This window comes from Paraburkholderia fungorum (assembly GCF_900099835.1).
GTDB classification, from domain to species: Bacteria; Pseudomonadota; Gammaproteobacteria; order Burkholderiales; family Burkholderiaceae; genus Paraburkholderia; species Paraburkholderia fungorum_A.
In genome coordinates, this window is record NZ_FNKP01000002.1 from 1191146 (window position 1) to 1217638 (window position 26493).

Consider the following 26493-nt stretch of genomic DNA (forward strand, 5'->3'; position numbering starts at 1 on the left):
GTCGTATTTCCTCATGTGGTTGTCGCAAATAGTCGGCAACGCGTACTTTTTTCTGGCAACTATGTATGCACAGCGCGGACACACGTCTGCGAAGCCGGTAATGGCTTTGCGTTGGGCTGGAGTAGGCGCTGAAGCGCTAACTCTGGTCGACAGCTTTGCATGGGGCGGGAGTAAGCGCTAAAGCGCTAACTCCCGCCGACAAAGGAGATCGCTCGATGAATTCCCCGAAGGTCGTGGTCGAAGGGCTGTGCAAGGTGTTCGGCACCAGCCCCAAAGAAGCGCTCGCGATGCTGGCCGCCGGCGCAACGAAAGAAGAAGTGTTCTCGCGCACAGGTCAGATCGTCGGCGTTCATAACGCGTCGTTCGACGTGAAAGAAGGCGAGATCTTCGTGTTGATGGGCCTTTCCGGTTCGGGCAAGTCGACGCTGATTCGCCTGATCAATCGGCTGGTCGAACCCACTGCGGGCAAGGTGCTGATCGACGGCCGCGACGTCGCCAGCGTGCCGCGCTCCGAATTGACCGCGCTGCGTCGCAAGGACATGAGCATGGTGTTCCAGTCGTTCGCGCTGATGCCGCAACGGACCGTGCTGTCGAACGCGGCGTTCGGGCTCGAAGTGGCGGGCGTGGGCCGCAAGGAACGCGAGCAGCGCGCGATCACCGTGCTCGAACAGGTCGGCCTCGCGCCGTTCGCCGGCAAGCTGCCCGCGCAGTTGTCGGGCGGTATGCAACAGCGGGTGGGGCTGGCGCGCGCACTGGCGGTCAACCCGTCGCTGATGATCATGGACGAAGCGTTCTCCGCGCTCGATCCGCTCAAACGCAAGGAAATGCAGAACGTCCTGCTCGATCTTCAACGCGAACAGCAGCGCACCATTCTGTTCGTGTCGCACGATCTGGAAGAGGCGATGCGCATCGGCACGCGTATCGCGATCATGGAAGGCGGCCGCGTGGTGCAGGTCGGCACGCCGCAGGAAATCATCACGAACCCCGCCGACGATTACGTGCGCGCGTTCTTCGACGGTATCGACACGAGCCGCTATCTGACCGCCGGCGATCTGATGCAGACCGACGCCGTGCCGTTGATGCAGCACTCGCCGCAGATCGACGCATCGAGCGTCGCCGCGACGCTCAACGGCAGCGCCGACTACGCGTTCGTGCTTGACAGCGAGCGCAGGATTCGCGGCTTCGTGTGCCGCGATGCGATGGGCAGCGCGTCGCCGCAATTGAACCAGATCGAATGTATTCGCCGTACCACGCCGCTCGACGATGTGGTCGAACGCGTGGTGGCGAGTCGTGCGCCACTGCCGGTTGTCGAAGCGGATGGCTCTTATTGCGGTTCGGTCAACAAGACGAACGTCCTCAACGTTCTCACGCGCCATCGGAGTTCCCATGTCTGAAGTCATTCCACTTGGCGCCTGGGTCGATCACGGCGTTCACTATCTGCTGGACCACGACGCAAAAACTTTCGATTCGATCGGCAAGGTGATCGAGAGTTTTGCCGCGATGGTCGAGCACGGCTTGCAAGCCGTGCCGATGTGGGCGCTGATGGCGATTTTCGTCGGCATCGGATTGTGGCGCGTGGGCTGGCGTTTCGCGCTGTTCACGTTGCTCGCGATGCTTCTGATCTACGGCACCGGCTTCTGGGATCAGATGGTGATCACGCTCGGCCTGACATTGTCGTCGACGTTGATCAGTCTGTTGCTCGGCGTGCCGCTCGGCATCTGGACCGCGAAAAGCCGCACCGTCGAAATGATCGTGCGCCCGGTGCTCGACCTGATGCAGACCATGCCCGCATTCGTCTATCTGATTCCGGCCGCGATGCTGTTCGGCCTCGGTCGCGTACCGGGGATTCTGTCGACGGTGATCTTCGCGATGCCGCCTGCCGTACGTCTGACTTCGCTCGGTATCAAACACGTGAACCGCGAGATTGTCGAGGCAGGGCAGGCATTCGGCTGCACGCCGTGGCAATTGCTCTACAAGGTGCAGTTTCCGAACGCGCTGCCGTCGATCATGACCGGCGTGAACCAGACCATCATGATGGCGCTATCGATGGTGATCATCGCGTCGATGGTCGGCGCAGGCGGTTTGGGTAACGACGTGCTCGCAAGTATTCAGCGGCTCGATATCGGGCTCGGCTTCGAAAGCGGTCTTTCCGTCGTGATGCTCGCGATCATTCTCGACCGCATCACCGAGAGTTTCGGGCGGGCACCCGGTATGGCAAGAGCGCCGCTGCTGTCCGGTCTGCGCAACGTGATGAAAGTGCGCCGCGAGCCGGCCGCGCAACACGGTTGAGCCGCCGATGAAGCGCGACGCGATGACACCGGTCGAGCCTGAAGCGGATTCGCCGCTATCCAGTCTCGCGCACGTCGGCTTCCTGACGCTGCCGAATTTTTCGATGATCGCGTTCACCAGCGCGGTCGAAGTGCTGCGCATGGCCAATTACGTGGGCCGCGCGCAGCACTACCGCTGGTCGGTGATCACGCCGGACGGCGAACCGGCGCGAGCGAGCAACGGCATCACGGTAAAGCCGACCACGACGCTGGCTGAAGCGGGCATGCCGGACGTGCTGTTCGTCTGCGCGGGCTGGCATGTACGCGATTACGTGGACGACGCGGTGATCGCGTTGCTGCGCGAGGTCGCGTCGCAACGCATTCCGCTCGGTGGTATTTGCACGGGACCGTACGCGTTGCTGGCCGCTGGTCTGCTCGACGGTTATCGCGCGACCGTGCATTGGGAGGACATGTCGCCGTTGCACAAGAGCTACCCGCACGTGCGTTTCGCAGACGAACTGTTCGTGATCGACCGCGACCGGATGACGTGCACGGGGGGCACCGCGCCGCTCGATCTGATGCTGAAGCTGGTTAGCATGCGCCTGGGGCATGCAGTGGCGGCGCAGGTGTCCGAGCAGTTCATTGTCGAGCGGATTCGCGGCTCGACCGATTATCAGCACATTCCCGTCGATGCACGTGTCGGCTTTTCGCGCGCCGAGTTGATCGAAGTGGTGCGGCTGATGGAGGCGAATATCGAGGAGCCGTTATCGCTCGATGAACTCGCGCGGCTCGTGCATCTGTCGCAGCGTCATCTGCAGCGGATGTTCAAGATGTTCCTGAGCGTGTCGCCCACGCATTACTACCTGACCTTGCGTTTGCGGCGCGCGCGGGAATTGCTGCGTAATACGGATGCGTCGATTGCGCGGGTTACTACCGTCTGCGGTTTTCATTCGCCGTGTCATTTCAGCAAGGCTTATCGCGCGCAATTCGGACACGCGCCGAGTGTGGAGCGGCGGTTGTCGGCGTGAGTGCTTTCAAGGCCGTTTCCGCATAGTGCGCCGCTGTTGCGTCGGCGTGGGTTAGAACGCCTGCGCCCGCCCCGGAAACGTCTCGTCATAGCCCGAACCGTCTTCCACTTCCGCCGCCGTGCCGCGCTGTTCGCGGTACATCACCGGCGGCAAGCCGAACTGTTTTCTGAACTCCCGACCCAGATGCGAAGCATCGGAAAAACCGCAGCTGGATGCAATGTCAGCCACGGTTTTATCTGAGCTTGTCAGCAGCCACGCAGCCGTGCGCAAGCGCACCTGCTTCGCGTATGCCTGCGGCGCTTTTCCCGTTTGCGCCTTGAAAAGCCGCTCAAGCTGACGCGGCGACAGGTCGAGCTTGCGCGCGAGTTCGTCGAGCGGCAAAGAGCGGCCCACATGCTGTTCCATCAGCAGAATCGCGCGTTTCACTTTCGGATGCGCAGCGGGCGCGAGCCCCGGTGGATGCGGCTGCGGTGCATTGCCTTTCTGCATGTCGTCGACCAGCAGAATACGCAACGCCTTCTGCACCGTAGCGGTTTCGAAGTGACGCAGCAGAATCGCCGCCGCCACGTCGATCGACGCGCGTCCGCCCGAACACGTAATGCGCCGCCGGTCGATCACGAACAGCCGGTCGGCGACCAGCGACTCTTCATTGACCGACGGAAAGCGCTCGATGAAATCCCAATAGTGAAACCAGCTCACGCAGATGCGATGCCCTTCGAGCACGCCCGCGCGCATCAGCGAGAACACGCCGGTGCACATGCCGACGAGCGTCGCATCGGCCGCGGCTGCCCGGCGGATGAACGCCAGCGTGGCGTCGTTCGCAGCCGGCCCGGAATGCAGCAGGCCGCCGACCACTACGACGTAATCGAACGGCTCGGCGTTATCGAAGGTTTCCCACGGTGTGATCTGGATGCCGCAACTCGCGCGCACCGGAGCGAGGGTTTCCCCTATGACGCTCCACGAGCAACGCACCGGTTTGCTGAAATCGCCTTCGTCGGCGGACAGGCGCAACAGGTCGACGAAACCCGAGAACGCGGTCAGCGTGAAGTTCGGCAACAGGATGATGCCGAAGCGAATGCGCTGCTTCGACGTGCCGTCGATCGATTGAGGAGGAAGCGGTTCAGCGGAATTCATGCATGCAGCCAGAGCATTGAGAATCGGGGTGAATTGGAGAATAGCAGCATCGCTAGCGGCGGTCTGAGCGCCTGTCGCAAATGCGTCAGAAGTCATCGCAAATGCGCCGCAGCGCTTTGCCGACGGCCTGGTTGACGCCACTATCCCACTGTCATGCCGTTTTTATTCTATCGATTCAAATTGACGTGCGGTGCAATAGGGGCCTATCCAACCCGGCACTGCAACGCACAAGGCACGCCATGAACGTCAGCGTATTCGATCTGTTCAAGATCGGTATCGGTCCGTCGAGCTCGCACACGGTCGGGCCGATGATCGCCGCCTGCCGGTTTGCGTCGCATATCGAAGATGCCAATTTGCTGGGCTTCGTGCGTCGCGTGAAGGCCGAACTGTTCGGTTCGCTTGGCGCGACCGGCAAGGGGCACGGCACGGATAAGGCGGTGCTACTCGGGCTCGAAGGCAATCTGCCGGATCTGATCGACCCGGATCTGATCGAGCCGCGCTTGCGAGCGATCCGCGAGACGAAGCAACTGAATCTGCTGGGCAAGCACGCCGTGGCGTTCGACGAACGCGAGCAGCTTGGATTTTTTCGCAAGCTGATGCCAGGCGTGCCGGGTGGTCCAGGCTCCAGCTTCGTGCACCCGAACGGCATGCGTTTTCAGGCCTTCGATGAAAACGGGCAACTGCTGGTGGAGAAAGAGTATTACTCGATCGGCGGCGGCTTCGTGGTGAATCGCGAAGGCGATCGCGTGAATGGTTTGCGTGCGGGTGCCGAGGTGCCGTATCCGTTTCGTACCGGCGACGACCTGATGCGCGTGTGCCGCGAAACCGGTCTTTCCATCGCGCAGGTGACGTTGCGCAACGAAACGGTGTCGCGTACCGAGCGTGAGGTGCGTGACGGGCTGCTGGCAATCTGGCGCGCGATGTCGTCGTGTGTCGAGCGGGGCTGCAAGGTGCGTGGCGAATTGCCTGGTCCGATGCATGTGAAGCGTCGCGCGGCCGATCTCTGTGCGCAATTGCGCTCGCGCTCCGAGGAGTCGTTGCGCGATCCGCTGTCGATGCTCGACTGGGTCAACCTGTACGCGATGGCCGTCAACGAAGAAAATGCGGCGGGCGGCCGCGTCGTGACCGCGCCGACCAACGGCGCGGCCGGCGTGATCCCGGCCGTGTTGAACTACTACGTGAAGTTCATGCATGCATCGAACGACGCGGGCATTGTCGATTTTCTGCTGACCGCAGCGGCGATCGGCATCATCTATAAAGAAACTGCTTCGATTTCCGGCGCTGAAGTAGGGTGTCAGGGCGAAGTGGGCGTCGCGTGTTCGATGGCCGCGGCGGCGCTCGCTGCGGTGATGGGCGGCACGCCGACTCAGGTCGAAAACGCCGCTGAAATCGGTATGGAACACAACCTCGGCATGACCTGCGATCCGGTCGGCGGGCTGGTGCAGATTCCGTGCATCGAACGCAATGCAATGGGCACGATCAAGGCGCTGAACGCTGCGCGCATGGCGATGAAAGGCGACGGCAAGCACTACGTGTCGCTCGATAACGTGATCAAGACGATGCGCGAAACCGGCGCGGATATGAAGACGAAATACAAGGAGACGTCGCGCGGCGGGTTGGCCGTGAACGTCATCGAGTGTTAGGCAACGACGCAGTACGAAACGAAGCAGCATTCAGCACGAGTTTCCACAAGGACCAACGATGAGCCGCTATTCGATATTCAGCCTCTTGCGCAACGGGATGTCGTATCACGAGAACTGGGAGCGACAGTGGAAGAGCCCCGAGCCTAAACGCGAATACGACGTGGTGATCGTCGGCGGCGGCGGGCATGGTCTCGCCACCGCGTATTACCTCGCGAAAGAGCACGGTGTGCGCAATATCGCCGTGCTGGAGAAAGGGTGGATCGGCGGCGGTAATACCGCGCGGAATACGACGATCGTGCGCTCGAATTATCTGTGGGACGAGTCCGCCGCACTCTATGAGAAAGCGATGAAGCTGTGGGAAGGGCTTTCGCAGGATCTGAACTACAACGTGATGTTCAGTCAGCGCGGCGTGATGAACCTCGCGCACACGTTGCAGGATGTGCGCGATACCGAGCGTCGCGTGAATGCGAACCGGCTGAATGGCGTCGATGCCGAGTTCCTGACGCCCGAGCAGATCAAGGAAATCGAGCCGACGATCAATCTGAATAGCCGTTACCCGGTTCTGGGTGCGTCGATCCAACGGCGCGGCGGCGTCGCGCGTCACGATGCGGTGGCCTGGGGGTTTGCGCGCGGCGCGGATCAGGCGGGCGTCGATATCGTGCAGAACTGTCAGGTGACGGGGATTCGCCGCGATGGCAGTCAGGTGACGGGCGTCGATACGACGAAAGGTTTTATCAAGGCAAAGAAAGTGGCGGTGGTTGCGGCGGGCAATACGTCGACACTCGCCGACATGGCCGGTGTGCGCTTGCCGCTGGAAAGTCATCCGTTGCAGGCACTGGTGTCCGAGCCGATCAAACCGGTGGTGAATACCGTGGTGATGTCGAACGCCGTGCACGCGTATATCAGTCAGTCCGACAAGGGCGATCTGGTGATCGGCGCCGGGGTCGATCAATACACTGGCTTCGGACAGCGCGGCAGTTTCCAGATTATCGAAGGCACGCTGGAAGCAATCGTTGAAATGTTCCCGGTGTTCTCGCGTGTGCGGATGAACCGGCAGTGGGGCGGCATCGTGGATGTGTCGCCGGACGCGTGCCCGATTATCAGCAAGACCGATGTGAAGGGGCTTTACTTCAATTGCGGCTGGGGCACCGGTGGCTTCAAGGCGACGCCGGGGTCGGGCTGGGCCTATGCACACACGATTGCGCGAGATGAGCCACATCCATTGAATGCGCCGTTCTCGCTGGATCGTTTCTATACCGGCCATCTGATCGACGAACACGGCGCTGCTGCCGTCGCCCACTAAACGGAGACCCGCGATGCTACTGATCGAATGCCCATGGTGCGGGCCGCGCGCCGAAACCGAATTTTCCTGCGGCGGCGAAGCCGATATCGCCCGTCCGCTAGACACTGAAAAGCTCTCCGACAAGGAATGGGGCGACTACCTGTTCATGCGTAAGAACCCGCGTGGCGTGCACCGCGAGCAATGGTTGCATACGCAGGGCTGCCGCCGCTGGTTCAAGGCGCAGCGCGATACGGTGAGCTATGAGATCCAGAGCTATGAGACGTTCGGACGTCCGTTGCTCTCGATGGATAACAACGAAGCCATTGCACAGGTTCAGCCACAAGAGGGCAAAGCATCATGAGCCAGAAAGAGCGACTCGCCAACGGTGGACGCATCAATCGCGCCATTGCGCTGAGCTTCACCTTCAACGGCGTCAAATATCAGGGTTATCAGGGCGACACGCTGGCGTCGGCGTTGCTCGCAAACGGGGTGCATTTCGTTGCGCGTAGCTGGAAATACCACCGCCCGCGCGGGATCGTCACGGCAGGCGTCGAAGAACCGAATGCAGTCGTGCAACTTGAAACGGGCGCCTACACGGTGCCGAATGCTCGCGCAACCGAAGTGGAGTTGTATCAGGGGTTAGTGGCGACCAGCGTCAACGCGAAGCCGAGCATCGAGAAAGACCGCATGGCGATCAACCAGAAGATCGCGCGCTTCATTCCTGCGGGCTTCTACTACAAGACCTTCATGTGGCCGCGTAAATTCTGGCCCAAATACGAAGAAGTGATTCGCGATGCCGCCGGTCTCGGCAAAGCACCGGAACAGACCGACGCGGATCGCTACGACAAGTGCTTCGCTCATTGCGACGTGCTCGTGGTCGGCGGCGGACCGACTGGCCTTGCGGCTGCGCATGCCGCGGCATTGTCCGGCGCGCGTGTGACGTTGGTCGACGATCAGCCGGAACTCGGCGGCTCGTTGCTGTCGTGCCGCGCGGCGATTGACGGCAAGCCCGCGCTGCAATGGGTACAAAAGATCGAAGACGAATTGCGGCAGATGCCCGACGTGAAGATTCTGTGCCGCAGCACGGCGTTCGGTTATCAGGATCACAACCTCGTCACGGTGACTCAGCGGCTCACCGAACATCTGCCTGTATCGCAGCGTAAGGGCACGCGCGAACTGATGTGGAAAATCCGCGCGAAACGCGTGATTCTCGCGACCGGCGCGCATGAACGGCCCATCGTGTTCGGCAATAACGATCTGCCGGGCGTGATGCTGGCGTCGGCGGTGTCGACGTATCTGCATCGCTATGCCGTGTTGCCGGGGCGCAATGCCGTAGTCTTCACGAACAATGACGACGGCTATCAATGCGCGCTCGATCTGAAAGCAGCCGGCGCACAAGTGACGGTGATCGACCCGCGCGCGACGGAATCGAATGGAACCTTGCCCGCGCTCGCACGCCGTCATGGCATAAAAGTGATGAACGGTGCGGTGATTACAGCGGCCCATGGCAAATTGCGGGTCGCCTCGGTCGAAGTCGCGTCGTATTCCAGTGGACAGGTCGGTGCAAAACAGGGCGACGTGTCCTGCGATCTGCTCGCGATGTCGGGCGGCTGGAGTCCTGTGCTGCATCTCTTCGCGCAGTCGGGCGGCAAGGCGCATTGGCACGATGACAAAGCCTGTTTCGTGCCGGGCAAGGCGATGCAGCCGGAAACGAGCGTCGGTGCATGTTCGGGTGACTTCACGCTGGGCCAGGGCATCCGCTTTGCCGTCGATGCGGGCGTCGAAGCTGCACGCGCGGCGGGCTATATCGTCGCGCGGCCGAATCCGGTTCAGGTGGCCGAGATGACCGAAGCGAAGATGCAGCCGTTATGGCTGGTCGGCGGACGCGAACTGGCTACGCGCGGGCCGAAGCAATTCGTCGATTTCCAGAATGATGTATCGGCGGCCGATATCTTTCTCGCGGCGCGCGAAGGCTTCGAATCCGTCGAACACGTGAAGCGTTATACGGCGATGGGATTCGGCACCGATCAGGGCAAGCTCGGCAATATCAACGGCATGGCGATTCTCGCGCAGGCGCTCGGCAAAACGATTCCCGAAACCGGCACGACCACTTTCCGGCCGAACTATACGCCGGTAACGTTCGGTACTTTCGCGGGCCGCGAATTGGGCGAGTTTCTCGATCCCGTGCGCAAGACGGCCGTGCACGAATGGCATGTCGAAAACGGCGCGGCCTTCGAAGATGTCGGCAACTGGAAGCGGCCCTGGTATTACCCGAAAGCGGGCGAAGACATGCATGCGGCGGTCGCGCGCGAATCGCTCGCGGTGCGTGAGAGCGTTGGTATTCTCGACGCGTCGACGCTCGGCAAGATCGACATTCAAGGCCCAGATTCGGCAAAACTGCTCAACTGGGTCTATACGAATCCGTGGAGCAAGCTGGAGGTCGGCAAGTGCCGCTACGGTCTGATGCTCGACGAAAACGGCATGATTTTCGACGACGGCGTGACCGTGCGTCTCGCCGACCAGCACTACATGATGACCACCACCACGGGCGGCGCCGCGCGCGTGCTCACGTGGCTCGAACGCTGGTTGCAGACCGAATGGCCGGACATGCGCGTGCGCCTCGCGTCGGTCACCGATCACTGGGCCACGTTCGCGGTGGTTGGGCCGAACAGTCGCAAGGTATTGCAGAAAGTCTGCCACGACATCGACTTTGCAAATGCGGCGTTTCCGTTCATGAGTTATCGCGAGGGCACGATTGCGGGCGTGGCATCGCGTGTGATGCGCATCAGCTTCTCGGGCGAACTCGCCTATGAAGTGAACGTGCCCGCGAACGTAGGGCGCGCGGTGTGGGAAGCATTGATGTCCGCCGGAGCCGAATTCGACATCACGCCGTACGGCACCGAAACCATGCACGTGCTGCGCGCGGAAAAAGGCTACATCATCGTCGGGCAGGATACGGATGGTTCGATGACGCCGTACGATCTCGGCATGGGCGGCCTCGTCGCGAAGTCGAAAGACTTTCTTGGCAAGCGATCATTGGCACGTTCCGATACGGCGAAGGCGGGGCGCAAGCAACTGGTCGGCCTGCTCTCCGACGACCCGTCGTTCGTGATTCCCGAAGGCTCACAGATCGTCGCCGGGCCGTTCCAGGGCGACACGGCGCCGATGCTCGGGCACGTCACGTCGAGCTATTACAGCCCGATCCTGAAGCGCTCGATTGCGATGGCAGTCGTCAAGGGCGGTCTCGACAAGATCGGCGAAACGGTCACGATCCCGCTCGCCAGCGGCAAACAGATTGCCGCCAAAGTCACCAGCTCGGTGTTCTATGACAGCGAAGGAGCACGTCAACATGTGGAATGAAACAGGCGGCACGGTGTCGATGGTGGATCGCGCTGTCGGCAAACAGACCGGCGTATGGCAGGAGTCGCCGCTGGTGGGCGCACACGCGCTGCTGAAAAAGCATCAGGCAACGTCATCGGCGGCGTTCAGGTTAAGCGAGCGGCCGTTTCTGGAACTGGTGAATCTGCGCGGCGATACCCGCGACGCGGCGTTTATGCAGGCAGTGGAAAGTGTGATCGGTTGCCGGCCGCCCGAGAAAGCGAACACGTTTGCCCGTGGCAATGGGTACGACCTGCTGTGGCTCGGTCCTGACGAATGGCTGGTGCGCTCCGCCACCGCGCATGACGCGACTCGCGCCGCGCCGTTGCAGGCAAAATTCGGCGCCGTGTTTGCAGGGGTATTTGCGTCGGCGGTGGATGTCGGCAGCGGCTATACCGTGCTCGAAATCGGCGGCACGCGTGTGCGGGAAGTGCTGGCGCGCGGCTGTCCGCTGGACCTGCATCCCAAACTGTTCGGCGAAGGGCAGTGCGCGCAGAGCCACTATTTCAAGGCGTCGATGACGTTGCTGCCCACTGGCGCGGATAGTTTCGACATCATCGTACGCCGCAGTTTCGCCGACTACTTCGTCAAGATCATGCTCGATGCGGCTGAGCCGTTGATGCCGTAATTCGTGTCGTAACTCAAGTCGTAACGCCTTCAGCACCCCATGACGTCAACACGTCTAGCCACGACACGTCTGACCGAGCGTGCGTGTCACGAAGGCGATGCCGATGCCGCACTCGCGTTGCTCGATCAGAGCATCGTGTTGCGGCATCGTCGCATTGCGCTCATCCGTTATCTACTCGCGCAGCAACTCGGCGCGCCGCTTCAGGCGCGGCATCACCAATACGTCGAAGAGATCGCTGCGCATCTGAGCGCGGACACGCTCGCGCGTATTGCGGGCGCGGCGCGCGCGCGTCTGCGGCCATAGCATCCATTGGCTGATGACGGGACGCAGCAAACGACGCCCCCGTTCCATCCTGATGACGCATTTCTTCTATGTGGCCGATTTATGTCGGCGTCTACTGAAAACACTGGAAGCATTGATCGGAACACCCACGCGGCACACGCCGCACTGACAAGGGGATCGCATGTCTACCGTTTTTCAGCCTCGCGCGAGTGCCGCCGCCCGACTCGAACGACTGCCGTTCTCCGGCTATCACCGAACCCTTTTCGTGATCATTGCGATCGCGTTCTTCTTCGATTCCGTCGACCTCGGCACGATGACCTTCGTACTCGGTTCGATCAAGACTGAGTTTCATCTGTCCACGGCGACGGCGGGCCTGGTCGCCAGTGCGAGTTTCTTCGGTATGGTGATCGGCGCGGCAATTGCGGGTCTGCTGGCGGATCGTTTCGGACGTCGGCCGGTTTTTCAGTGGAGCATGGTTTTATGGGGACTTGCATCGTATCTGTGCTCGACAGCGCAGAGTGTTGAAGCGCTGATTTTCTATCGCGTGCTGCTCGGCTTCGGCATGGGGATGGAGTTTCCGATTGCGCAGACCTTGCTGTCCGAGTTTGTACCGGCCGCATCGCGCGGACGTCTGATCGCATTAATGGATGGCTTCTGGCCGCTGGGTTTCATCGCATCGGGCGTAGTGTCGTATTTCGTGTTGCCGGCTTTCGGCTGGCGTACCGAATTCGCGTTGCTCGCGATTCCCGCTGTATTCGTGCTGATAGTTCGCCGGGTTGTGCCCGAATCACCACGTTGGCTCGAACATCGCGGACGCCACGAAGAAGCGGACAAGATTCTCGCCGACATCGAATCGAAAGTGATGCGCGCAGAGGGGCTGAGCTGGTTGCGCGCACCGGCGGCGCTCGCCGAGCCGATCACGGCCAAAGGCACGGGCGCGTTCCGCGAAATCTGGAGCGTTGCATACCGGCGTCGCACGATCATGGTGTGGACGCTGTGGTTTTTCGCGCTACTCGGCTTTTACGGGCTGACATCGTGGCTCGGCGCGTTGATGCAGCAGGCGGGCTTCGCGGTGACGAAATCCGTGCTGTACACCGTGCTGATTTCGCTCGGCGGCATTCCGGGCTTTATCTGCGCGGCGTGGCTGGTCGAACGCTGGGGGCGCAAGCCGACGTGTATCGCGTCGCTCGCGGGCAGTGCGGTCATGGCGTATGTGTACGGGCAGACCGCATTGCATGCGCAAACGCCGACGTTGCTGATCTGCGCAGGTCTCGCCATGCAGTTCTTCCTGTTCGCGATGTGGGCGGTGCTTTACACCTACACGCCGGAGCTTTACGGAACCGGCGCGCGCGCAACCGGCTCGGGCTTTGCATCGGCGATTGGCCGCGTGGGTTCGCTGATCGGACCTTACGTGGTGGGCGTCGTTCTGCCGATGTTCGGCCAGGGCGGCGTCTTCTCGCTCGGCGCGATGTGTTTTGTGCTTGCCGCTGCGGCCGTGTGGATAATGGGAATCGAAACGCGAGGACTGGCACTCGAGACGCTGGTGTCGGAAGCGGTTGAAGCGGACCCGCAGGGGGTCTTGAGTCCGCTTCGGGAATAGTAGTCAGGCGTTGTTTTTGCGGATAAGAGAGTGCAGTCCGGCGACTGCACCTTTTGCTACCGGATCGAATCGTCCGCGAAATCAAGGCTTAATGTTCGCGCCTGGCAAGCTCCGTCAGGATCTGATGAGCTACATTCACGCGATCTTCAATGGGGAAGTTCTTGTTCGCGAGTATCACAATGCCGATATGTTTCGCTGGAACGAACGCTACATAGGCCCCGAATCCGTTGGTCGAGCCGGTTTTGTTGATCCACACGTCCAGGGTCGGCGCTTGCGGAGGCTTGATCTCGACAACCGGCGTCGCGTTGAAGACCATAGCCGTGCCGTTGCCTTCCTGCAATGTCTTCAGTGCAACCGGATACGGGTACTGTTCCCATATCAAATCCTGAGTCAGTACGCCCGCCTTGAAATAGCCCGTGTGCGTAGCCGTCACCGCTTGCTGAAGTTTGCCGTTGAGACCGATTAGCTCCATGTTCTCCGCGACGAAGCGAAGCATATCGGCGGCAGTCGATTTGACGCCATAGGCTTCAGCGGATAAAACCCCCGGCGCCACGCGAACCGGCGTGCCGTCCTTTTTATAGCCTTGCGCGTAGTCCGGCATTCTCGCTGGGGGCACGTCGATGTAGCTGTTCTTCATTCCCAACGCGGGAAACAGGCGCTGCTCCATCAACGCGGTGAAGTCCTGTCCCATGCTTTTTGCGGTGATCAGGCCGAGCGTACCAATGCCCGGGTTCGCGTAAGTCCGGTAAGTGCCGGGCGCATAGGTGGGTTTCCACGCGCTGAAATACTGCATTAATTGAGCGTTATCGTGGATATCGTCGGGAACCTGAAGCGGAAGTCCGCCCGGTGTGTGAGTACCGAGATTGAGAAGACTGACGTTGCCGAACGGCGTGTGTTCGAGTGCAGGCAGATACTTGCCGGTCGTATCCGATAGAGACAGGTTACCGTTGACCTGCGCATAGGAAGCAAGCGTCGCTGTCAACGTTTTGCTGACCGAGCCGACTTCAAACAGCGTATCTCGCGTAACCGGCTTGCCGCTTGCTCTCGACGCGACGCCATAGTTGAACACATACGGCTTGCCTTCGGCGATCACGCCAATCGCCATGCCGGCAATATGATATTTCGCCATGACGGGCTGAATGGCGGCGTCTACTGCGGGCTTTATCCGCGCTTGCGTGTTATCGGCCGCACGGCTGGCGAGCGGAGCGGCGCACAGTGAAAACACAACGGTCGCGATAAGGCTGATCGCTTTTAACTTCATTTGCTGCGGTTCCTTTTGGGTATGTCGGCGGGATGGCGAGGTTGTACTATCGGGCTTTTAAGCCGTGCCGACAATCGACGATATCTTGATCGAGGGGAAAGAAAATCTTATGGGACGAAGCAGGCAACGCACGCGCCGACGAACACGAATTTGTCGGTTCCGGCCAAACCCATGTCGTGTTCGCTGCGAGTGCTTTGTTCCGGCGGGCGCTACGCTCTTTGGACGGCGTGCCGCGCAAAGCCTCGCATTATCCTGATTAGGCAACGCGCTCGGCAACGCCGCTCACAAGACATGGAGACAAGACAATGAGCAGCAATCGCGGCGTCGTGTATCTCGGGCAAGGCAAGGTGGAAGTGCAGTCGATCGACTATCCGAAGATGGTCGATCCACGCGGCCGTTCGATCGGCCACGGCGTGATCCTGAAAGTGGTCAGCACGAATATTTGCGGCTCCGATCAGCACATGGTGCGCGGCCGGACGACCGCCGAAGTCGGCCTGGTACTCGGCCACGAAATCACCGGCGAGGTGATCGAAACCGGCCGCGATGTCGAAACGCTGAAGGTCGGCGATCTCGTGTCGGTGCCATTCAATGTCGCGTGCGGACGCTGTCCGACCTGCAAGGCACAGCACACCGGTGTATGTCTGAACGTGAATCCGTCGAGAGCGGGCGGCGCATACGGCTACGTGGATATGGGCGGCTGGATCGGCGGCCAGGCCGAATACGTGATGGTCCCGTACGCGGATTTCAATCTGCTGAAATTCCCCGACCGCGCGCAAGCAATGGCGAAAATCCGTGACCTGACGTGTCTGTCCGATATTTTGCCGACCGGTTATCACGGCGCGGTGATGGCGGGCGTGAAGCCGGGCGCAACCGTCTATATCGCGGGCGCGGGGCCGGTGGGAATGGCCGCGGCTGCGTCCGCGAGATTGCTGGGTGCGGCCTGCACGATTGTCGGCGACATGAACGAGGCGCGGCTTGCGCACGCACGCAAGATGGGCTTCCAGACAATCGATCTGTCGAAAGACGCGACGCTCGGCGAGCAGATCGAGCAGATTCTCGGCAAGCCCGAAGTGGATTGCGCGGTGGACTGCGTCGGCTTCGAGGCGCACGGCCACGGCAGCAGCGGCTCGCATGAAGAAGCACCGGCCACGGTTCTGAACTCGTTGATGGAAATCACGCGGGCCGCCGGGGCGATCGGCATTCCAGGCCTTTATGTGACTGACGACCCAGGCGCGACCGACGCCGCTGCGCGCAAAGGCAGCCTGAGCATTCGTTTCGGGCTAGGCTGGGCAAAGTCGCATTCGTTCCATACCGGCCAGACGCCGGTGATGAAGTACAACCATAATCTGATGCAGGCAATCTTGTGGGATCGCCTGCCGATTGCCGACATCGTCAACGTGACGGTCGTGTCGCTCGAAGAAGCGCCCGAAGGGTATCGGCAATTCGACGGCGGTGCGCCGCGCAAGTTCGTGATTGATCCGCACGAGTTGTTGAAGGCGGCGTAACGGTTGCGTGTGTCAGGCCGCACAAGCAAAAACGCGTTGAACGGAGAACCGGTCAACGCGTTTTCGCCTTTAATCAGGAACTGATCTGGCTCGACCCTCAAGCTGCCATCACAGGCACTGCAGAGAGAGAAGGCGCCTGCTTGCGCCGCTCGCGCGTCGGCGCCGTGCCGAACGCATCGCGATAGCTTTTCGAAAAGTGGCAAGCCGACTGAAAGCCGCAAGCCATCGTGATATGCATGATCGACATGTCGGTTTGCAGTAGCAACTCACGCGCGCGCCGCAAGCGTAACGTCAGATAGTAATGCGTGGGCGTCATCCCCAGATGTTCGCGGAACAGCCGCTGCAATTGTCGTTGCGACATACCGGCAAGGCGCGCGAGTTCTTCGCGTGACAGCGGCTCTTCGATGTTGTTCTCCATCAGCGAGATCACTTCGAATAGCGACTTGTTGGCCGAACCGAGCCGCGCGACCAGTGGCATTTTCTGTTGCGCGCTGGTGTCGCGCACATGTTCGACGATGAACTGCTCGGCGATTTGCGTAACGCGTGCGGTGCCGACGCGCGGCGCGATCAGGTTCAGCATCATGTCGAGCGGCGCGACGCCGCCGGTGCAGGTGACGCGATCGCGGTCAATGACGAATAGCTCTTTCAGGAAGCGCGTTTCTGGAAATTCTTCCTTCAGCGCCGACATGTTTTCCCAATGAATCGCGCACGCATAACCGGCCAGCAGACCCGCGCGAGCCAGTGCGTAAGTGCCCGTGCACAGACTGCCGAGCACGCTGCCAAGGCGCGCGAAGCGGCGCAACGCGCTGAGGTGAGCGGGGCTGGTGGCACGCTGCACGTCGATCCCGCCGACGACGAAAACAATGTCCGGTTGGCCGACGCATTCCACCGGCCCGGTATCGACCGCGAGGCCATTGCTCGCGGTAACGGGTCCGCCCTCGGGACTCACGATCGACCAGCGATACAGCGTTTGTCCACTCAGATAGTTCGCCATGCGCAGAACTTCGATGGCATTCGTGAACGCGATCATCGTGAAGTTCGGGAGCGGCATGAACGCGAAGTGCGACAACGACGCCGTGCGATCGGTGGACATGGGGGAATTGATTCCTTCGAATCTGTTTATGTAGGTCGCCGTGGGGAGCAGCGACTCATTCAATTCTGAGGACTAGCGCAACTACCGTGCCATCAGGCTAAACCCTCGGTTGTTATAGAAAAGTGTTGGATAGCTAAACAACTGGCACCAGAACGGAGCCGGAGACGCGCAGCAGCGCACCCGAACAGCGCATGGCGATCGGCCGCAGTGCAGCAAACGCACCCTGGTTTCAGGCACTCGTGGCGTCTTCGCAGGACGGCCACGCACACGCCGCCCACGCCGACTTGTCGAAAAAGGTCGCCTATGGCGGAAAAGGCAAAGAACGCGTCTGAATTCGTAAATTGGCGCGCAAGGCGAACGTCAAGAATAGACGCAATGCAGACCGGTCGCAGCAGCGAGCAAGCAGCGTGAAAGCGCCGCGCAGGCAGTGTCTTCCGGCTCTCCGTCAACGACTCCACGGAACCTCCATGTCGAACCCGAATCCTTTTTTCGAAGAATCGCTGGCCACGCGCGACACCGCGGTGCGCGGCGCAATTCTGAAAGAACTCGAGCGCCAGCAGTCGCAGGTCGAACTGATCGCGTCGGAAAACATCGTGTCGCGCGCGGTGCTCGAAGCGCAGGGTTCGGTGCTGACCAACAAGTATGCGGAGGGTTATCCGGGCAAGCGCTACTACGGCGGTTGCGAATTCGCGGACGTGGTTGAAACGCTGGCCATCGATCGTATCAAGCAGCTGTTTAACGCGAAATTCGCCAACGTGCAGCCGCATTCCGGCGCGCAGGCGAACGGCGCGGTGATGCTGGCGCTGGTCAAACCCGGCGACACCGTGCTCGGCATGTCGCTCGATGCGGGCGGCCACCTCACTCACGGCGCGAAGCCCGCGATGTCGGGCAAGTGGTTCAACGCAGTGCAATACGGCGTAAATCGCGACACGATGCTGATCGATTACGCGCAGATCGAAGAGCTTGCGCAACAGCACAAACCCGCGCTGCTGATTGCAGGTTTCTCGGCGTATCCGCGAGAACTGGATTTTGCCAGGCTGCGCGCGATTGCCGACGGCGTCGGCGCGAAGCTGATGGTGGACATGGCGCACATCGCCGGGATTATTGCGGCCGGTCGTCATACGAATCCGGTCGACCATGCGGATGTGGTCACGTCGACCACGCACAAAACCTTGCGCGGTCCGCGTGGCGGCTTTGTCCTGACGAATGACGAGGACATCGCGAAGAAAATCAACTCGGCGGTGTTTCCCGGCTTGCAGGGCGGTCCGTTGATGCATGTGATAGCGGGCAAGGCGGTCGCGTTCGGCGAGGCACTGCAACCGGGTTTTAAAACCTATATCGACAACGTGCTCGCCAACGCACAGGAACTCGGCGAAGTCCTGAAAGAAGGCGGCGTCGATCTCGTGACCGGCGGCACCGACAACCACCTGTTGCTGGTCGATCTGCGCCCCAAGGGGCTCAAGGGTAATCAGGTCGAGCAGGCGCTGGAACGTGCGGGCATCACCTGCAACAAGAACGGCATTCCCTTCGATACAGAAAAGCCCACGGTCACTTCCGGTATTCGTCTCGGCACGCCGGCTGGCACCACGCGCGGTTTCGGCGTGAGCGAATTTCGTGAGATCGGGCGGCTGATCGTCGAAGTATTCGATTCGCTGCGCGACCATCCGGAAGGACATGCCGCCACAGAACAACGCGTGCGCCGCGAGATTTTCGCGCTGTGCGAACGCTTTCCCATTTACTGATCACGCGACTATTCACTTACCCCGCACGCCTGGAGCAAACGATGAGTACTTTGCACGACAACAGCATCATCATCGACGGTCTGAACATTTCGAAGTTCGAGCGCTCGGTATTCGAAGATATGCGCAAGGGCGGCGTGACCGCAGTGAATTGCACGGTGTCGGTTTGGGAGAGCTTTCAGAAGACCGTCGATAACATTGCGGAGATGAAGCAGCAGATCCGCGAATACGGTGAAATTCTCACGCTAGTGCGGACCACCGACGACATTCTTCGCGCGAAGAAAGAGAACAAGACTGGCATTATTTTCGGCTTCCAGAATGCGCATGCGTTCGAGGACAACCTCGGTTATATCGAGGCGTTCAAGGACCTCGGCGTGAACGTCGTGCAGCTTTGCTACAACACGCAGAACCTGGTGGGCACCGGTTGTTACGAGCGTGACGGCGGCCTGTCCGGTTACGGCCGCGAAGTGATTCAGGAGATGAACCGCGTCGGCATCATGGTCGATCTGTCGCACGTCGGCGGCAAGACTTCTTCTGAAGCGATTGCCGCTTCCAATAAGCCCGTGTGCTATTCGCATTGCTGCCCGTCAGGTTTGAAAGAGCATCCGCGCAATAAGAGCGACGAGCAATTGAAAGAGATTGCCGATGCAGGCGGCTTTGTCGGCGTGACGATGTTCGCGCCGTTCCTGAAGCGCGGCCCGGACGCGACCGTCGACGACTACATCGAAGCAATCGACTATGTGGTGAACCTGATCGGCGAAGACCAGGTGGGTATCGGTACCGATTTCACGCAAGGCTACAGCACCGAATTCTTCGACTGGATTACGCACGACAAGGGCCGTTATCGTCAATTGACGAACTTCGGCAAGGTCGTGAATCCGGAAGGCATCCGCACGATCGGCGAGTTTCCGAATTTGACTGCTGCGATGGAGCGCGCCGGATGGAGCGAGTCGCGCATCAAAAAGATCATGGGCGAGAACTGGGTGCGAGTGTTCGGTGAAGTCTGGAAGGTCTGATCTTTCCTCTATCAAATCCGTTAAATAAAAAAGCGAGCTCCCACATGCAACCTCAATTGCCTATCGACGTCGATCCGGACACGGGCGTCTGGACCACCGACGCACTGCCGATGCTGTACGTGCCGCGTCACTTTTTCACCAACAACCATACCGCTGTCGAAGAGGCGCTCGGGCTCGATGCCTACGCTGAGATTCTTTACAAAGCGGGGTACAAGTCCGCGTATTTCTGGTGCGACAAGGAAGCCAAACAGCACGGCATTTCCGGCATGGCGGTATTCGAGCATTACCTGAACCGTCTGTCGCAACGCGGCTGGGGCATCTTCAGGATCGTCGAGTCCGATCCGTCGACCTCGCATGCGCGGATCGAATTGCACAACTCGTCATTCGTGCTGGCTCAGCCGGGCAAAGAGGGCAAGCTTTGCTACATGTTCGCTGGATGGTTCGCCGGGGCAATGGACTGGGTCAACGACACCGCGCCCGATGGCACACGCAAAGGTCCGCCGTCGCATTCGAAAGAAGCGCAATGCGCGGGCGAATGCCATCACCACTGCGTGTTCGAAGTATCGCCGCTCGCTTCATAACGGTGTCTCGTAGACCGCACGCAAACAGGCAAGCACGGCAGGCGCAATAAGCCTATTCATTCCGAGGTCGATCGCAATGCGTTACCCGAACCTTTTCAAGCCCCTCACGCTGAACAAGCTGACTTTGCGCAACCGCATTGTCAGCACCGCGCACGCGGAAGTCTATGCGGAACCCGGCGGCCTGCCCGGCGACCGTTATATCCGTTACTACGAAGAGAAGGCGAAGGGTGGCGTCGGACTTGCGGTATGCGGCGGGTCGAGTCCGGTATCGATCGACAGTCCGCAAGGGTGGTGGAAATCGGTGAATCTGTCGACCGACAAAATCATCGATCCACTTGCGCGGCTTGCCGAAGCAATGCATGCGCACGGCGCGAAAATCATGATTCAGGCGACGCATATGGGACGCCGTTCGGCGTTTCATGGCGAGCATTGGCCGCATCTGATGTCGCCTTCAGGCGTGCGCGAACCGGTGCATCGCGGCAACGCGAAGATTATCGAAGTCGAGGAGATTCACCGCATCATCGGCGATTTCGCTGCGGCGGCGAAACGGGTGAAAGATGCTGGCATGGATGGTGTCGAAATCTCGGCGGCGCATCAGCACCTGATCGATCAGTTCTGGAGCCCGCGCACGAATTTCCGTACCGACGAATGGGGTGGTTCGCTCGAAAACCGCCTGCGTTTCGGCACTGAAGTGCTGAAGGCGGTACGTGAAGCGGTCGGTGCGGATTTCTGCATCGGCTTGCGGATGTGCGGCGACGAGTTTCACGAAGACGGGCTCGATCACGAACAGTTGAAGGAAATCGCGCAGGCCATGAGCGAGACCGGTCTGATCGATTACCTCGGCGTGATCGGCTCCGGTGCGGACACGCACAACACACTCGCCAACTGCATGCCGCCGATGGCGTTGCCGCCCGAGCCGTTCGTGCATCTCGCGGCCGGTATCAAGTCAGTCGTGAAGCTGCCGGTGATGCACGCGCAGAGTATTCGCGACGCAGGGCAGGCCGAGCGTCTGCTCGCCAGCGGCATGGTCGACCTGGTCGGCATGACGCGCGCGCAGATTGCCGATCCGCATATGGTGATCAAGATTCGCGACGGCCGCGAGGACGAAATCAAACAATGCGTCGGCGCAAACTATTGCATCGACCGTCAGTACAACGGACACGACGTGCTGTGTGTGCAGAACGCGGCGACATCGCGTGAAGCCACGATGCCGCACGTGATCGCGAAAACGCGCGGGCCGAAGCGAAAAGTCGTCGTGGTCGGCGCGGGGCCGGCCGGACTCGAAGCGGCGCGAGTGGCGAAGTCGCGCGGCCATGACGTGGTGCTGTTCGAGAAGAACGACTACGTGGGCGGCCAGATCATGCTTGCCGCCAAAGCGCCGCAGCGTGAACAGATGGCGGGCATCGTGCGCTGGTTCGACATGGAGACGAAGCGCCTCGGCGTCGATCGGCGTCTAGGTGTTGCCGCCGACGAAAAAGCCATCATGGCCGAGAAGCCCGACATCGTCGTGCTCGCTACCGGCGGTTCGTCGTTCACGTCGCAAGTTGCGGCGTGGGGCGTCGAAGAAGGCCTCGCGGTGAGTTCCTGGGATGTGCTGTCGGGCAAGGTCGAACCCGGCAAGAACGTGCTCGTGTACGACGGCGTCAGCACGCATGCCGGTGCCGGCGTCGCCGATTTCATGTCGAGCCGTGGCTCGAACGTCGAGATCGTGACGCCCGACGTAAAAGTCGCGGACGACGTTGGCGGCACCACGTTCCCGATTTTTTACCGGCGTCTCTACGCGCAAGGCGTGATCCATACGCCGAATTACTGGCTCGACAAGGTCTACGAGGAAGACGGCAAGAAGATTGCCGTGATCCGCAACGAGTACACCGAGGAGCAGGAAGAGCGCGCGGTCGATCAGGTGGTGATCGAAAACGGCAGCACGCCGAACGACGCGCTTTACTGGACGCTCAAGCCGGAGTCGGTGAATCGCGGGCAGGTCGACGTGCACAAGCTGTTCGCGTCCGAGCAGCAACCGTCGCTTGACGAAGAACTCGGCAATGGCCGCTTCCTGCTGTTCCGCGTTGGCGACTGCATTTCCATGCACAACATTCACGGCGCGATTTACGACGCGCTGCGCCTTTGCAAGGATTTCTGACGATGAGCCCCGTGTTTGTCATCACTGTCCTGCTGTGGTTGTCGGTGGCCGGTCTTGCCTTCGCGGTCGCCAAACGCGCGGCTTACTGGCGCGAAGGCCGCGCGACTGCGGCAGGTGCTTACGGCTGGACCAATCTGCTCGCGATTCCGAAGCGCTATTTCGTCGATCTGCATCATGTCGTGGCGCGCGACCCGTACATTGCAAAGACGCACGTCGCCACGGCGGGCGGGGCGATTCTCGCGATGGCACTCGTATTCGTCAATTACGGCCTCGCTATCTATTCGCCGTGGCTCGACAGGCTGATCTTCCTGGCCGCACTTGTGATGCTGGCTGGCGCGGTTTTCGTGTGGCGTCGCAGGCATGGCGCGAAGGCGGCTCCGGCGCGGCTGTCTCGCGGACCGTGGGACCATCTGCCGCTGTTGCTCGGTTCGTTTGCGCTCGGCCTCGCATTGTTTATCGTGCTGCCCGCCGCGACGATGTCCGGTGCGCTCGCGATCATCGTTGCGTTGTTGATCGCGGTGGGCGCATTCACGATGACGTTCGGCGCGGCGCGCGGCGGTCCGATGAAACATGCGCTGGCCGGTCTGTTGCATCTTGCGTTTCATCCGCGTCAGGAGCGTTTTGCCGCGCGTCACGACAACGATGTGGTGCCGCCTACAGCGCTCAAGGCGCCGCTGCTCGATGCAAAGGAATACGGCGTCGGCAAGCCCGTGGAGTTTCGCTGGAACCAGTTGCTCAGTTTCGATGCGTGCGTGCAATGCGGCAAGTGCGAGGCGGCGTGTCCGGCGTTTGCCGCGGGTCAACCGCTCAATCCGAAGAAGCTGATTCAGGACCTCGTCACGGGGATGGTGGGCGGCACGGATGCCGACTACGCCGGCAGCCCGACGCCGGGTATTCCGCTCGGCAAGCATGCCGGCGCACCTGGAAAACTGCTGATTTCGAGCCTGATCGAAGCCGATACGCTGTGGTCCTGCACGACTTGCCGCGCTTGTGTGCAGGAGTGCCCGATGCTGATCGAGCATGTCGATGCGATCGTCGATATGCGCCGCAACCAGACGCTGGTCGAAGGCATCGTGCCGGGCAAGGGGCCGCTGACGCTCGCCAATCTGCGTGAGACGGGCAGCGCTAACGGCTATGACATCGGCGCGCGTTATGACTGGGCGGTCGATCTGCAAGTGCAGGTCGCGCAACCCGGGCGTCATGTGGACGTGTTGCTGATCGCAGGCGAAGGCGCGTTCGACATGCGCTATCAACGCACATTGCGCGCGCTGGTCAAAGTGCTGAACCGGGCGGGACTCGACTATGCGGTGCTCGGCGGCGTCGAAACCGATACCGGCGACACGGCCCGCCGTCTCGGTGACGAAGCCACTTTCCAGCAACTCGCGCACAAGCTGATCGGCACGTTGTCGCAATACTCGTTCAGCAGGATCGTCACGGCAGACCCGCACGTGCTGCATAGCCTGCGCAACGAATATCGCGCACTGGGCGGCTTTTACGACGTTCAGCATCACACGGCGCTGATCGAACAACTGGTCGCGAGCGGCAAGCTGTCGCCGCGCGCCACGGCGGCATTCGCGGACCGCAAGATCACCTATCACGACCCGTGCTATCTGGGCCGCTATAACGGCGAGACCGAAGCGCCACGCCGGGTGCTAAAGAGTATCGGCATCAAGGTGATCGAAATGGAGCGCAACGGTATGCGCGGACGCTGCTGCGGAGGCGGAGGCGGCGCACCGCTGACCGATATTCCGGGCAAACGCCGCATTCCCGACATCCGTATCGACGACGCCCGCGCGAGCGGCGCTGACATCGTCGCGGTGGCTTGCCCGAATTGCACGGCGATGCTCGAAGGCGTGGTGGGGCCGCGTCCCGACGTGCTGGACGTTGCCGAACTGGTTGCTGCGGCGCTGGAGTAACGCGATGAATACGCTCAAACGAATCGATCCGCGCAGGCCGTACACGGTGACGGCAGAGGGGCTCAAACGCATCACGCTGGGCGCGACGGGTGACGCGCTCGCAATGCAGTTCAACATGCCGGGTGGCGTGGTCGTGCATCATGAATCGTCCAGGCCGCGCCGCACGACCGCCGCGCCGCAACGTGTATTGCTGGTAGCCGCACATGCCGACCGTGGCGCATTGGACGACCACGCACGTCAGACGCTGGCGGCCGCCGCCTTTATCGCCGATGCAGCGACGGAAATCGTGCTGCTCGTATTCGGCGAATTCACCGGCGACGCCGCCACGTCAGGAGCCGACAAACTGATCGAACTGCCGATGTTCGACCGCCGCCAATATGCGCCCGATGACGAATTGAACGTGTTGGCCGCGTGCGTCGCGGCCTATTCGCCAGTGCATGTTTTTCTGCCAGACAATGCCACTGGCGACGGCGATCTGGGTCGCCGCTATGCCGCAGCCGCTAACGCAAGCATCGCAACCCACGTCGTAGAAATCGACGCGCAGCATGTCGCCGCTTATATCCACGCGAATACGGCGCTCGCTTCACGCAATCTACCGGACGTAGTGCTGCTCGCACCCAACGCGGTCGATCCGAAACTGCCGTTCGTCGGCGCAGGCGAACGTGTTGTGTGGCGCTTCGATAGCGCGACTATTTCGTCAAAAGGTGCCGTGCGCGATCTCGGTATCGAGGAAATCGACGCCGCGCAACTGGCGCTCGAAGAAGCGGATTTCATCGTGTCCGCAGGTAATGGCGTGAGCGACGTGCCGGCGTTCGAGAAGCTGGCGGGCACCTTGGGCGCGGCCATCGGCGCGAGCCGTGTCGCCGTCGACGACGGCAAATTCACCCGCGACAAGCAGATCGGCGCAACCGGCAAGACGGTCGAAGCGAGCGTGGTTATCGCGTTCGGCATTTCCGGCGCCGTGCAGCATCTGCAAGGGATCAAGGATTGCCGTCACGTGATTGCCGTGAATCTGGACGCCAGCGCGCCGATCGCGAAGCGGGCGAATCTGACCGTTATCGCGGATGCGCAGGAAACCATCGCGGCGCTCAACGAAGCGGCCGCAGCGGCGCGCAAGGCTCGTGGAACCGGCGCGGCCTTGCTCAATACGACGGCGGCTCCCGAAGGAGTGCTCGCATGAAGATCGCCGTTCTGGTGTCGGTGGGGCGTCATCCGGTTAGCGGCGTTGCGCGCTATTGCCGCAACGATGCAGCGGCGCTGACCATCGCGCTATCGCTCGCAAAAGCGCACGACGCAACGCTCGACGTGCTGCATGCCGGCGATCCGTCGAATCCTGCGTTAAAGGAGTATCTGGCACTCGGCGCGCGTTCGGTCGACGTACTCGAACTGTCCGGCGAATCCGCTTCGCAGGCTGACGCCGCGACATGGCTTGCGGCGCGTCTGCGGGATTACGACCTTATTCTGACGGGCACTCGTGCAGAAGGCGCCTTCGACAGCGGTATGTTGCCGTATCGCGTCGCGCACGAGTTGGACATTCCGCTGGTGGGCGCAGCAGTCGACCTGACTGTGCGGGACGGACTCGCGCAAGTGCGGCAGTTCATGCCGAAGGGCTTGCGCCGTCGCGTGGAAGTCGAATTGCCCGCGCTGATAGCCGTGCATCCGCTCGCTAATGCCGCGCCGACTTACGCTTATGCAAGGTTGCGCGAAGGCACGATCCGCTCCGTTGCCGCGACTTCATCATTAAAAAACCCCGACCACCTCGCGTGGAGCATCCGTCCCTCGACCGCAAAACCGGTGCGTCTCGCCGCCGCTGAAAAGCGCTCGGGCCACGCGCGGATGCTGTCGGCGACCACCACCGAGAGCCGCGGCGGCAGCGTCGTAATTGAAGGGAGTTCCGTCGAAAAAGCACAAGTGATTCTCGCGTATTTGCGCGAGCATCAACTCGTGGATTATTGAATTCCGGTTCGGGCCAGCGTGCGACCAGGAGGGCCTGGTGCAGC

22 protein-coding genes are annotated in these 26493 nt (G+C 61.1%); 19 read left to right on the plus strand and 3 right to left on the minus strand.

Annotated features, from left to right (window positions below):
- The first annotated feature begins 215 nt into the window (after positions 1–215).
- From BLS41_RS21280 to BLS41_RS21290, 3 genes are read left to right on the plus strand one after another with little or no spacing between them, the layout of a single operon-like run.
- Positions 216–1394, plus strand: a complete 1179-nt coding sequence (locus tag BLS41_RS21280; protein WP_074768388.1) for a quaternary amine ABC transporter ATP-binding protein — start codon at positions 216–218, stop codon at positions 1392–1394.
- Complete coding sequence (gene choW, locus BLS41_RS21285) at positions 1387–2289, plus strand: choline ABC transporter permease subunit (RefSeq protein WP_074768390.1); 903 nt, start codon at positions 1387–1389, stop codon at positions 2287–2289. The genes BLS41_RS21280 and choW overlap by 8 nt, the downstream gene beginning before the upstream one ends.
- A gap of 7 nt (positions 2290–2296) precedes the next feature.
- Positions 2297–3295, plus strand: a complete 999-nt coding sequence (locus BLS41_RS21290; RefSeq protein WP_074768392.1) for a GlxA family transcriptional regulator — start codon at positions 2297–2299, stop codon at positions 3293–3295.
- 51 nt (positions 3296–3346) lie between these two features.
- Here the strand turns inward: BLS41_RS21290 and BLS41_RS21295 are convergent, their stop codons facing one another.
- Complete coding sequence (locus BLS41_RS21295) at positions 3347–4429, minus strand: GlxA family transcriptional regulator (protein ID WP_074771093.1); 1083 nt, start codon at positions 4427–4429, stop codon at positions 3347–3349.
- Positions 4430–4668: 239 nt separating this feature from the next.
- On the opposite strand from BLS41_RS21295, the gene BLS41_RS21300 reads away from it, so the two are divergent.
- The 7 genes from BLS41_RS21300 (at position 4669) to BLS41_RS21330 (ending at position 13242) form a co-directional block, all read left to right on the plus strand.
- A complete protein-coding gene (locus BLS41_RS21300) occupies positions 4669–6072 on the plus strand; it encodes an L-serine ammonia-lyase (RefSeq protein WP_074768394.1) in 1404 nt (467 codons plus the stop codon).
- A gap of 58 nt (positions 6073–6130) precedes the next feature.
- Complete coding sequence (locus BLS41_RS21305) at positions 6131–7375, plus strand: sarcosine oxidase subunit beta family protein (protein ID WP_074768396.1); 1245 nt, start codon at positions 6131–6133, stop codon at positions 7373–7375.
- Between the two features lie 13 nt (positions 7376–7388).
- Positions 7389–7715, plus strand: coding sequence for a sarcosine oxidase subunit delta (locus BLS41_RS21310; protein ID WP_074768398.1), 327 nt, complete (start codon positions 7389–7391; stop codon positions 7713–7715).
- Positions 7712–10714: a sarcosine oxidase subunit alpha family protein gene (locus tag BLS41_RS21315; RefSeq protein WP_074768400.1), complete on the plus strand. Its 3003-nt coding sequence runs from the start codon at positions 7712–7714 to the stop codon at positions 10712–10714. The genes BLS41_RS21310 and BLS41_RS21315 overlap by 4 nt, the downstream gene beginning before the upstream one ends.
- The gene (locus BLS41_RS21320; protein ID WP_074768402.1) at positions 10704–11360 is read left to right on the plus strand and encodes a sarcosine oxidase subunit gamma; all 657 of its coding nucleotides are present in this window, start codon (positions 10704–10706) and stop codon (positions 11358–11360) included. Before BLS41_RS21315 ends, BLS41_RS21320 begins: the two co-directional genes overlap by 11 nt.
- 39 nt (positions 11361–11399) lie before the next feature.
- Positions 11400–11663, plus strand: coding sequence for a hypothetical protein (locus tag BLS41_RS21325; RefSeq protein WP_074768404.1), 264 nt, complete (start codon positions 11400–11402; stop codon positions 11661–11663).
- Between the two features lie 160 nt (positions 11664–11823).
- The gene (locus BLS41_RS21330) at positions 11824–13242 is read left to right on the plus strand and encodes an MFS transporter (protein ID WP_074768406.1); all 1419 of its coding nucleotides are present in this window, start codon (positions 11824–11826) and stop codon (positions 13240–13242) included.
- Between the two features lie 88 nt (positions 13243–13330).
- Here the strand turns inward: BLS41_RS21330 and ampC are convergent, their stop codons facing one another.
- A complete protein-coding gene (gene ampC / locus BLS41_RS21335) occupies positions 13331–14503 on the minus strand; it encodes a class C beta-lactamase (protein WP_074768408.1) in 1173 nt (390 codons plus the stop codon).
- A 305-nt stretch (positions 14504–14808) separates the two neighbouring features.
- Here ampC and fdhA point away from each other — a divergent pair, with 305 nt between their 5' ends.
- A complete protein-coding gene (gene fdhA, locus BLS41_RS21340) occupies positions 14809–16008 on the plus strand; it encodes a formaldehyde dehydrogenase, glutathione-independent (protein ID WP_074768410.1) in 1200 nt (399 codons plus the stop codon).
- Positions 16009–16105: 97 nt separating this feature from the next.
- Here fdhA and BLS41_RS21345 read toward each other — a convergent pair whose 3' ends face one another.
- On the minus strand, positions 16106–17101 hold the full coding sequence (locus tag BLS41_RS21345) for a GlxA family transcriptional regulator (RefSeq protein WP_074768412.1): 996 nt from the start codon (positions 17099–17101) through the stop codon (positions 16106–16108).
- A 191-nt stretch (positions 17102–17292) separates the two neighbouring features.
- Between BLS41_RS21345 and BLS41_RS39105 the strand changes: the two genes are divergently transcribed.
- From BLS41_RS39105 to BLS41_RS21380, 8 genes are all read left to right on the plus strand, one after another.
- On the plus strand, positions 17293–17433 hold the full coding sequence (locus tag BLS41_RS39105; protein ID WP_171910285.1) for a hypothetical protein: 141 nt from the start codon (positions 17293–17295) through the stop codon (positions 17431–17433).
- 135 nt (positions 17434–17568) lie between these two features.
- On the plus strand, positions 17569–18843 hold the full coding sequence (locus BLS41_RS21350; RefSeq protein ID WP_074768414.1) for a serine hydroxymethyltransferase: 1275 nt from the start codon (positions 17569–17571) through the stop codon (positions 18841–18843).
- A 41-nt stretch (positions 18844–18884) separates the two neighbouring features.
- Positions 18885–19856, plus strand: a complete 972-nt coding sequence (locus BLS41_RS21355; RefSeq protein WP_074768416.1) for a dipeptidase — start codon at positions 18885–18887, stop codon at positions 19854–19856.
- Between the two features lie 44 nt (positions 19857–19900).
- Positions 19901–20437, plus strand: coding sequence for a DUF5943 domain-containing protein (locus tag BLS41_RS21360; RefSeq protein ID WP_074768418.1), 537 nt, complete (start codon positions 19901–19903; stop codon positions 20435–20437).
- Positions 20438–20513: 76 nt separating this feature from the next.
- A complete protein-coding gene (locus tag BLS41_RS21365; protein WP_074768420.1) occupies positions 20514–22577 on the plus strand; it encodes an NADH:flavin oxidoreductase in 2064 nt (687 codons plus the stop codon).
- 2 nt (positions 22578–22579) lie between these two features.
- Positions 22580–24493 (plus strand): (Fe-S)-binding protein, encoded by a 1914-nt coding sequence (locus BLS41_RS21370; RefSeq protein WP_074768422.1) that lies wholly within the window; start codon positions 22580–22582, stop codon positions 24491–24493.
- 4 nt (positions 24494–24497) lie between these two features.
- Positions 24498–25673 carry an electron transfer flavoprotein subunit alpha/FixB family protein gene (locus tag BLS41_RS21375; protein WP_074768424.1) on the plus strand — a complete coding sequence of 392 codons (1176 nt, stop codon included), beginning with the start codon at positions 24498–24500 and terminating at the stop codon, positions 25671–25673.
- A complete protein-coding gene (locus BLS41_RS21380; RefSeq protein ID WP_074768426.1) occupies positions 25670–26449 on the plus strand; it encodes a drug:proton antiporter in 780 nt (259 codons plus the stop codon). The genes BLS41_RS21375 and BLS41_RS21380 overlap by 4 nt, the downstream gene beginning before the upstream one ends.
- Positions 26450–26493 lie beyond the last annotated feature (44 nt).

What these genes read in the sequence shown, in the direction of transcription:
- BLS41_RS21295 (WP_074771093.1), bottom strand. Translation starts at nt 4,429, where the DNA reads ATGAATTCCGCTGAACCGCTTCCTCCTCAATCGATCGACGGCACGTCG.
- BLS41_RS21290 (WP_074768392.1), top strand. Translation starts at nt 2,297, where the DNA reads ATGAAGCGCGACGCGATGACACCGGTCGAGCCTGAAGCGGATTCGCCG.
- BLS41_RS21350 (WP_074768414.1), top strand. Translation starts at nt 17,569, where the DNA reads ATGTCGAACCCGAATCCTTTTTTCGAAGAATCGCTGGCCACGCGCGAC.
- BLS41_RS39105 (WP_171910285.1), top strand. Translation starts at nt 17,293, where the DNA reads ATGGCGATCGGCCGCAGTGCAGCAAACGCACCCTGGTTTCAGGCACTC.
- BLS41_RS21325 (WP_074768404.1), top strand. Translation starts at nt 11,400, where the DNA reads ATGACGTCAACACGTCTAGCCACGACACGTCTGACCGAGCGTGCGTGT.
- choW (WP_074768390.1), top strand. Translation starts at nt 1,387, where the DNA reads ATGTCTGAAGTCATTCCACTTGGCGCCTGGGTCGATCACGGCGTTCAC.
- BLS41_RS21370 (WP_074768422.1), top strand. Translation starts at nt 22,580, where the DNA reads ATGAGCCCCGTGTTTGTCATCACTGTCCTGCTGTGGTTGTCGGTGGCC.
- BLS41_RS21300 (WP_074768394.1), top strand. Translation starts at nt 4,669, where the DNA reads ATGAACGTCAGCGTATTCGATCTGTTCAAGATCGGTATCGGTCCGTCG.
- BLS41_RS21365 (WP_074768420.1), top strand. Translation starts at nt 20,514, where the DNA reads ATGCGTTACCCGAACCTTTTCAAGCCCCTCACGCTGAACAAGCTGACT.
- BLS41_RS21315 (WP_074768400.1), top strand. Translation starts at nt 7,712, where the DNA reads ATGAGCCAGAAAGAGCGACTCGCCAACGGTGGACGCATCAATCGCGCC.
- BLS41_RS21330 (WP_074768406.1), top strand. Translation starts at nt 11,824, where the DNA reads ATGTCTACCGTTTTTCAGCCTCGCGCGAGTGCCGCCGCCCGACTCGAA.
- fdhA (WP_074768410.1), top strand. Translation starts at nt 14,809, where the DNA reads ATGAGCAGCAATCGCGGCGTCGTGTATCTCGGGCAAGGCAAGGTGGAA.
- BLS41_RS21280 (WP_074768388.1), top strand. Translation starts at nt 216, where the DNA reads ATGAATTCCCCGAAGGTCGTGGTCGAAGGGCTGTGCAAGGTGTTCGGC.
- BLS41_RS21355 (WP_074768416.1), top strand. Translation starts at nt 18,885, where the DNA reads ATGAGTACTTTGCACGACAACAGCATCATCATCGACGGTCTGAACATT.
- BLS41_RS21375 (WP_074768424.1), top strand. Translation starts at nt 24,498, where the DNA reads ATGAATACGCTCAAACGAATCGATCCGCGCAGGCCGTACACGGTGACG.
- BLS41_RS21310 (WP_074768398.1), top strand. Translation starts at nt 7,389, where the DNA reads ATGCTACTGATCGAATGCCCATGGTGCGGGCCGCGCGCCGAAACCGAA.
- BLS41_RS21380 (WP_074768426.1), top strand. Translation starts at nt 25,670, where the DNA reads ATGAAGATCGCCGTTCTGGTGTCGGTGGGGCGTCATCCGGTTAGCGGC.
- BLS41_RS21345 (WP_074768412.1), bottom strand. Translation starts at nt 17,101, where the DNA reads ATGTCCACCGATCGCACGGCGTCGTTGTCGCACTTCGCGTTCATGCCG.
- BLS41_RS21360 (WP_074768418.1), top strand. Translation starts at nt 19,901, where the DNA reads ATGCAACCTCAATTGCCTATCGACGTCGATCCGGACACGGGCGTCTGG.
- ampC (WP_074768408.1), bottom strand. Translation starts at nt 14,503, where the DNA reads ATGAAGTTAAAAGCGATCAGCCTTATCGCGACCGTTGTGTTTTCACTG.
- BLS41_RS21320 (WP_074768402.1), top strand. Translation starts at nt 10,704, where the DNA reads ATGTGGAATGAAACAGGCGGCACGGTGTCGATGGTGGATCGCGCTGTC.
- BLS41_RS21305 (WP_074768396.1), top strand. Translation starts at nt 6,131, where the DNA reads ATGAGCCGCTATTCGATATTCAGCCTCTTGCGCAACGGGATGTCGTAT.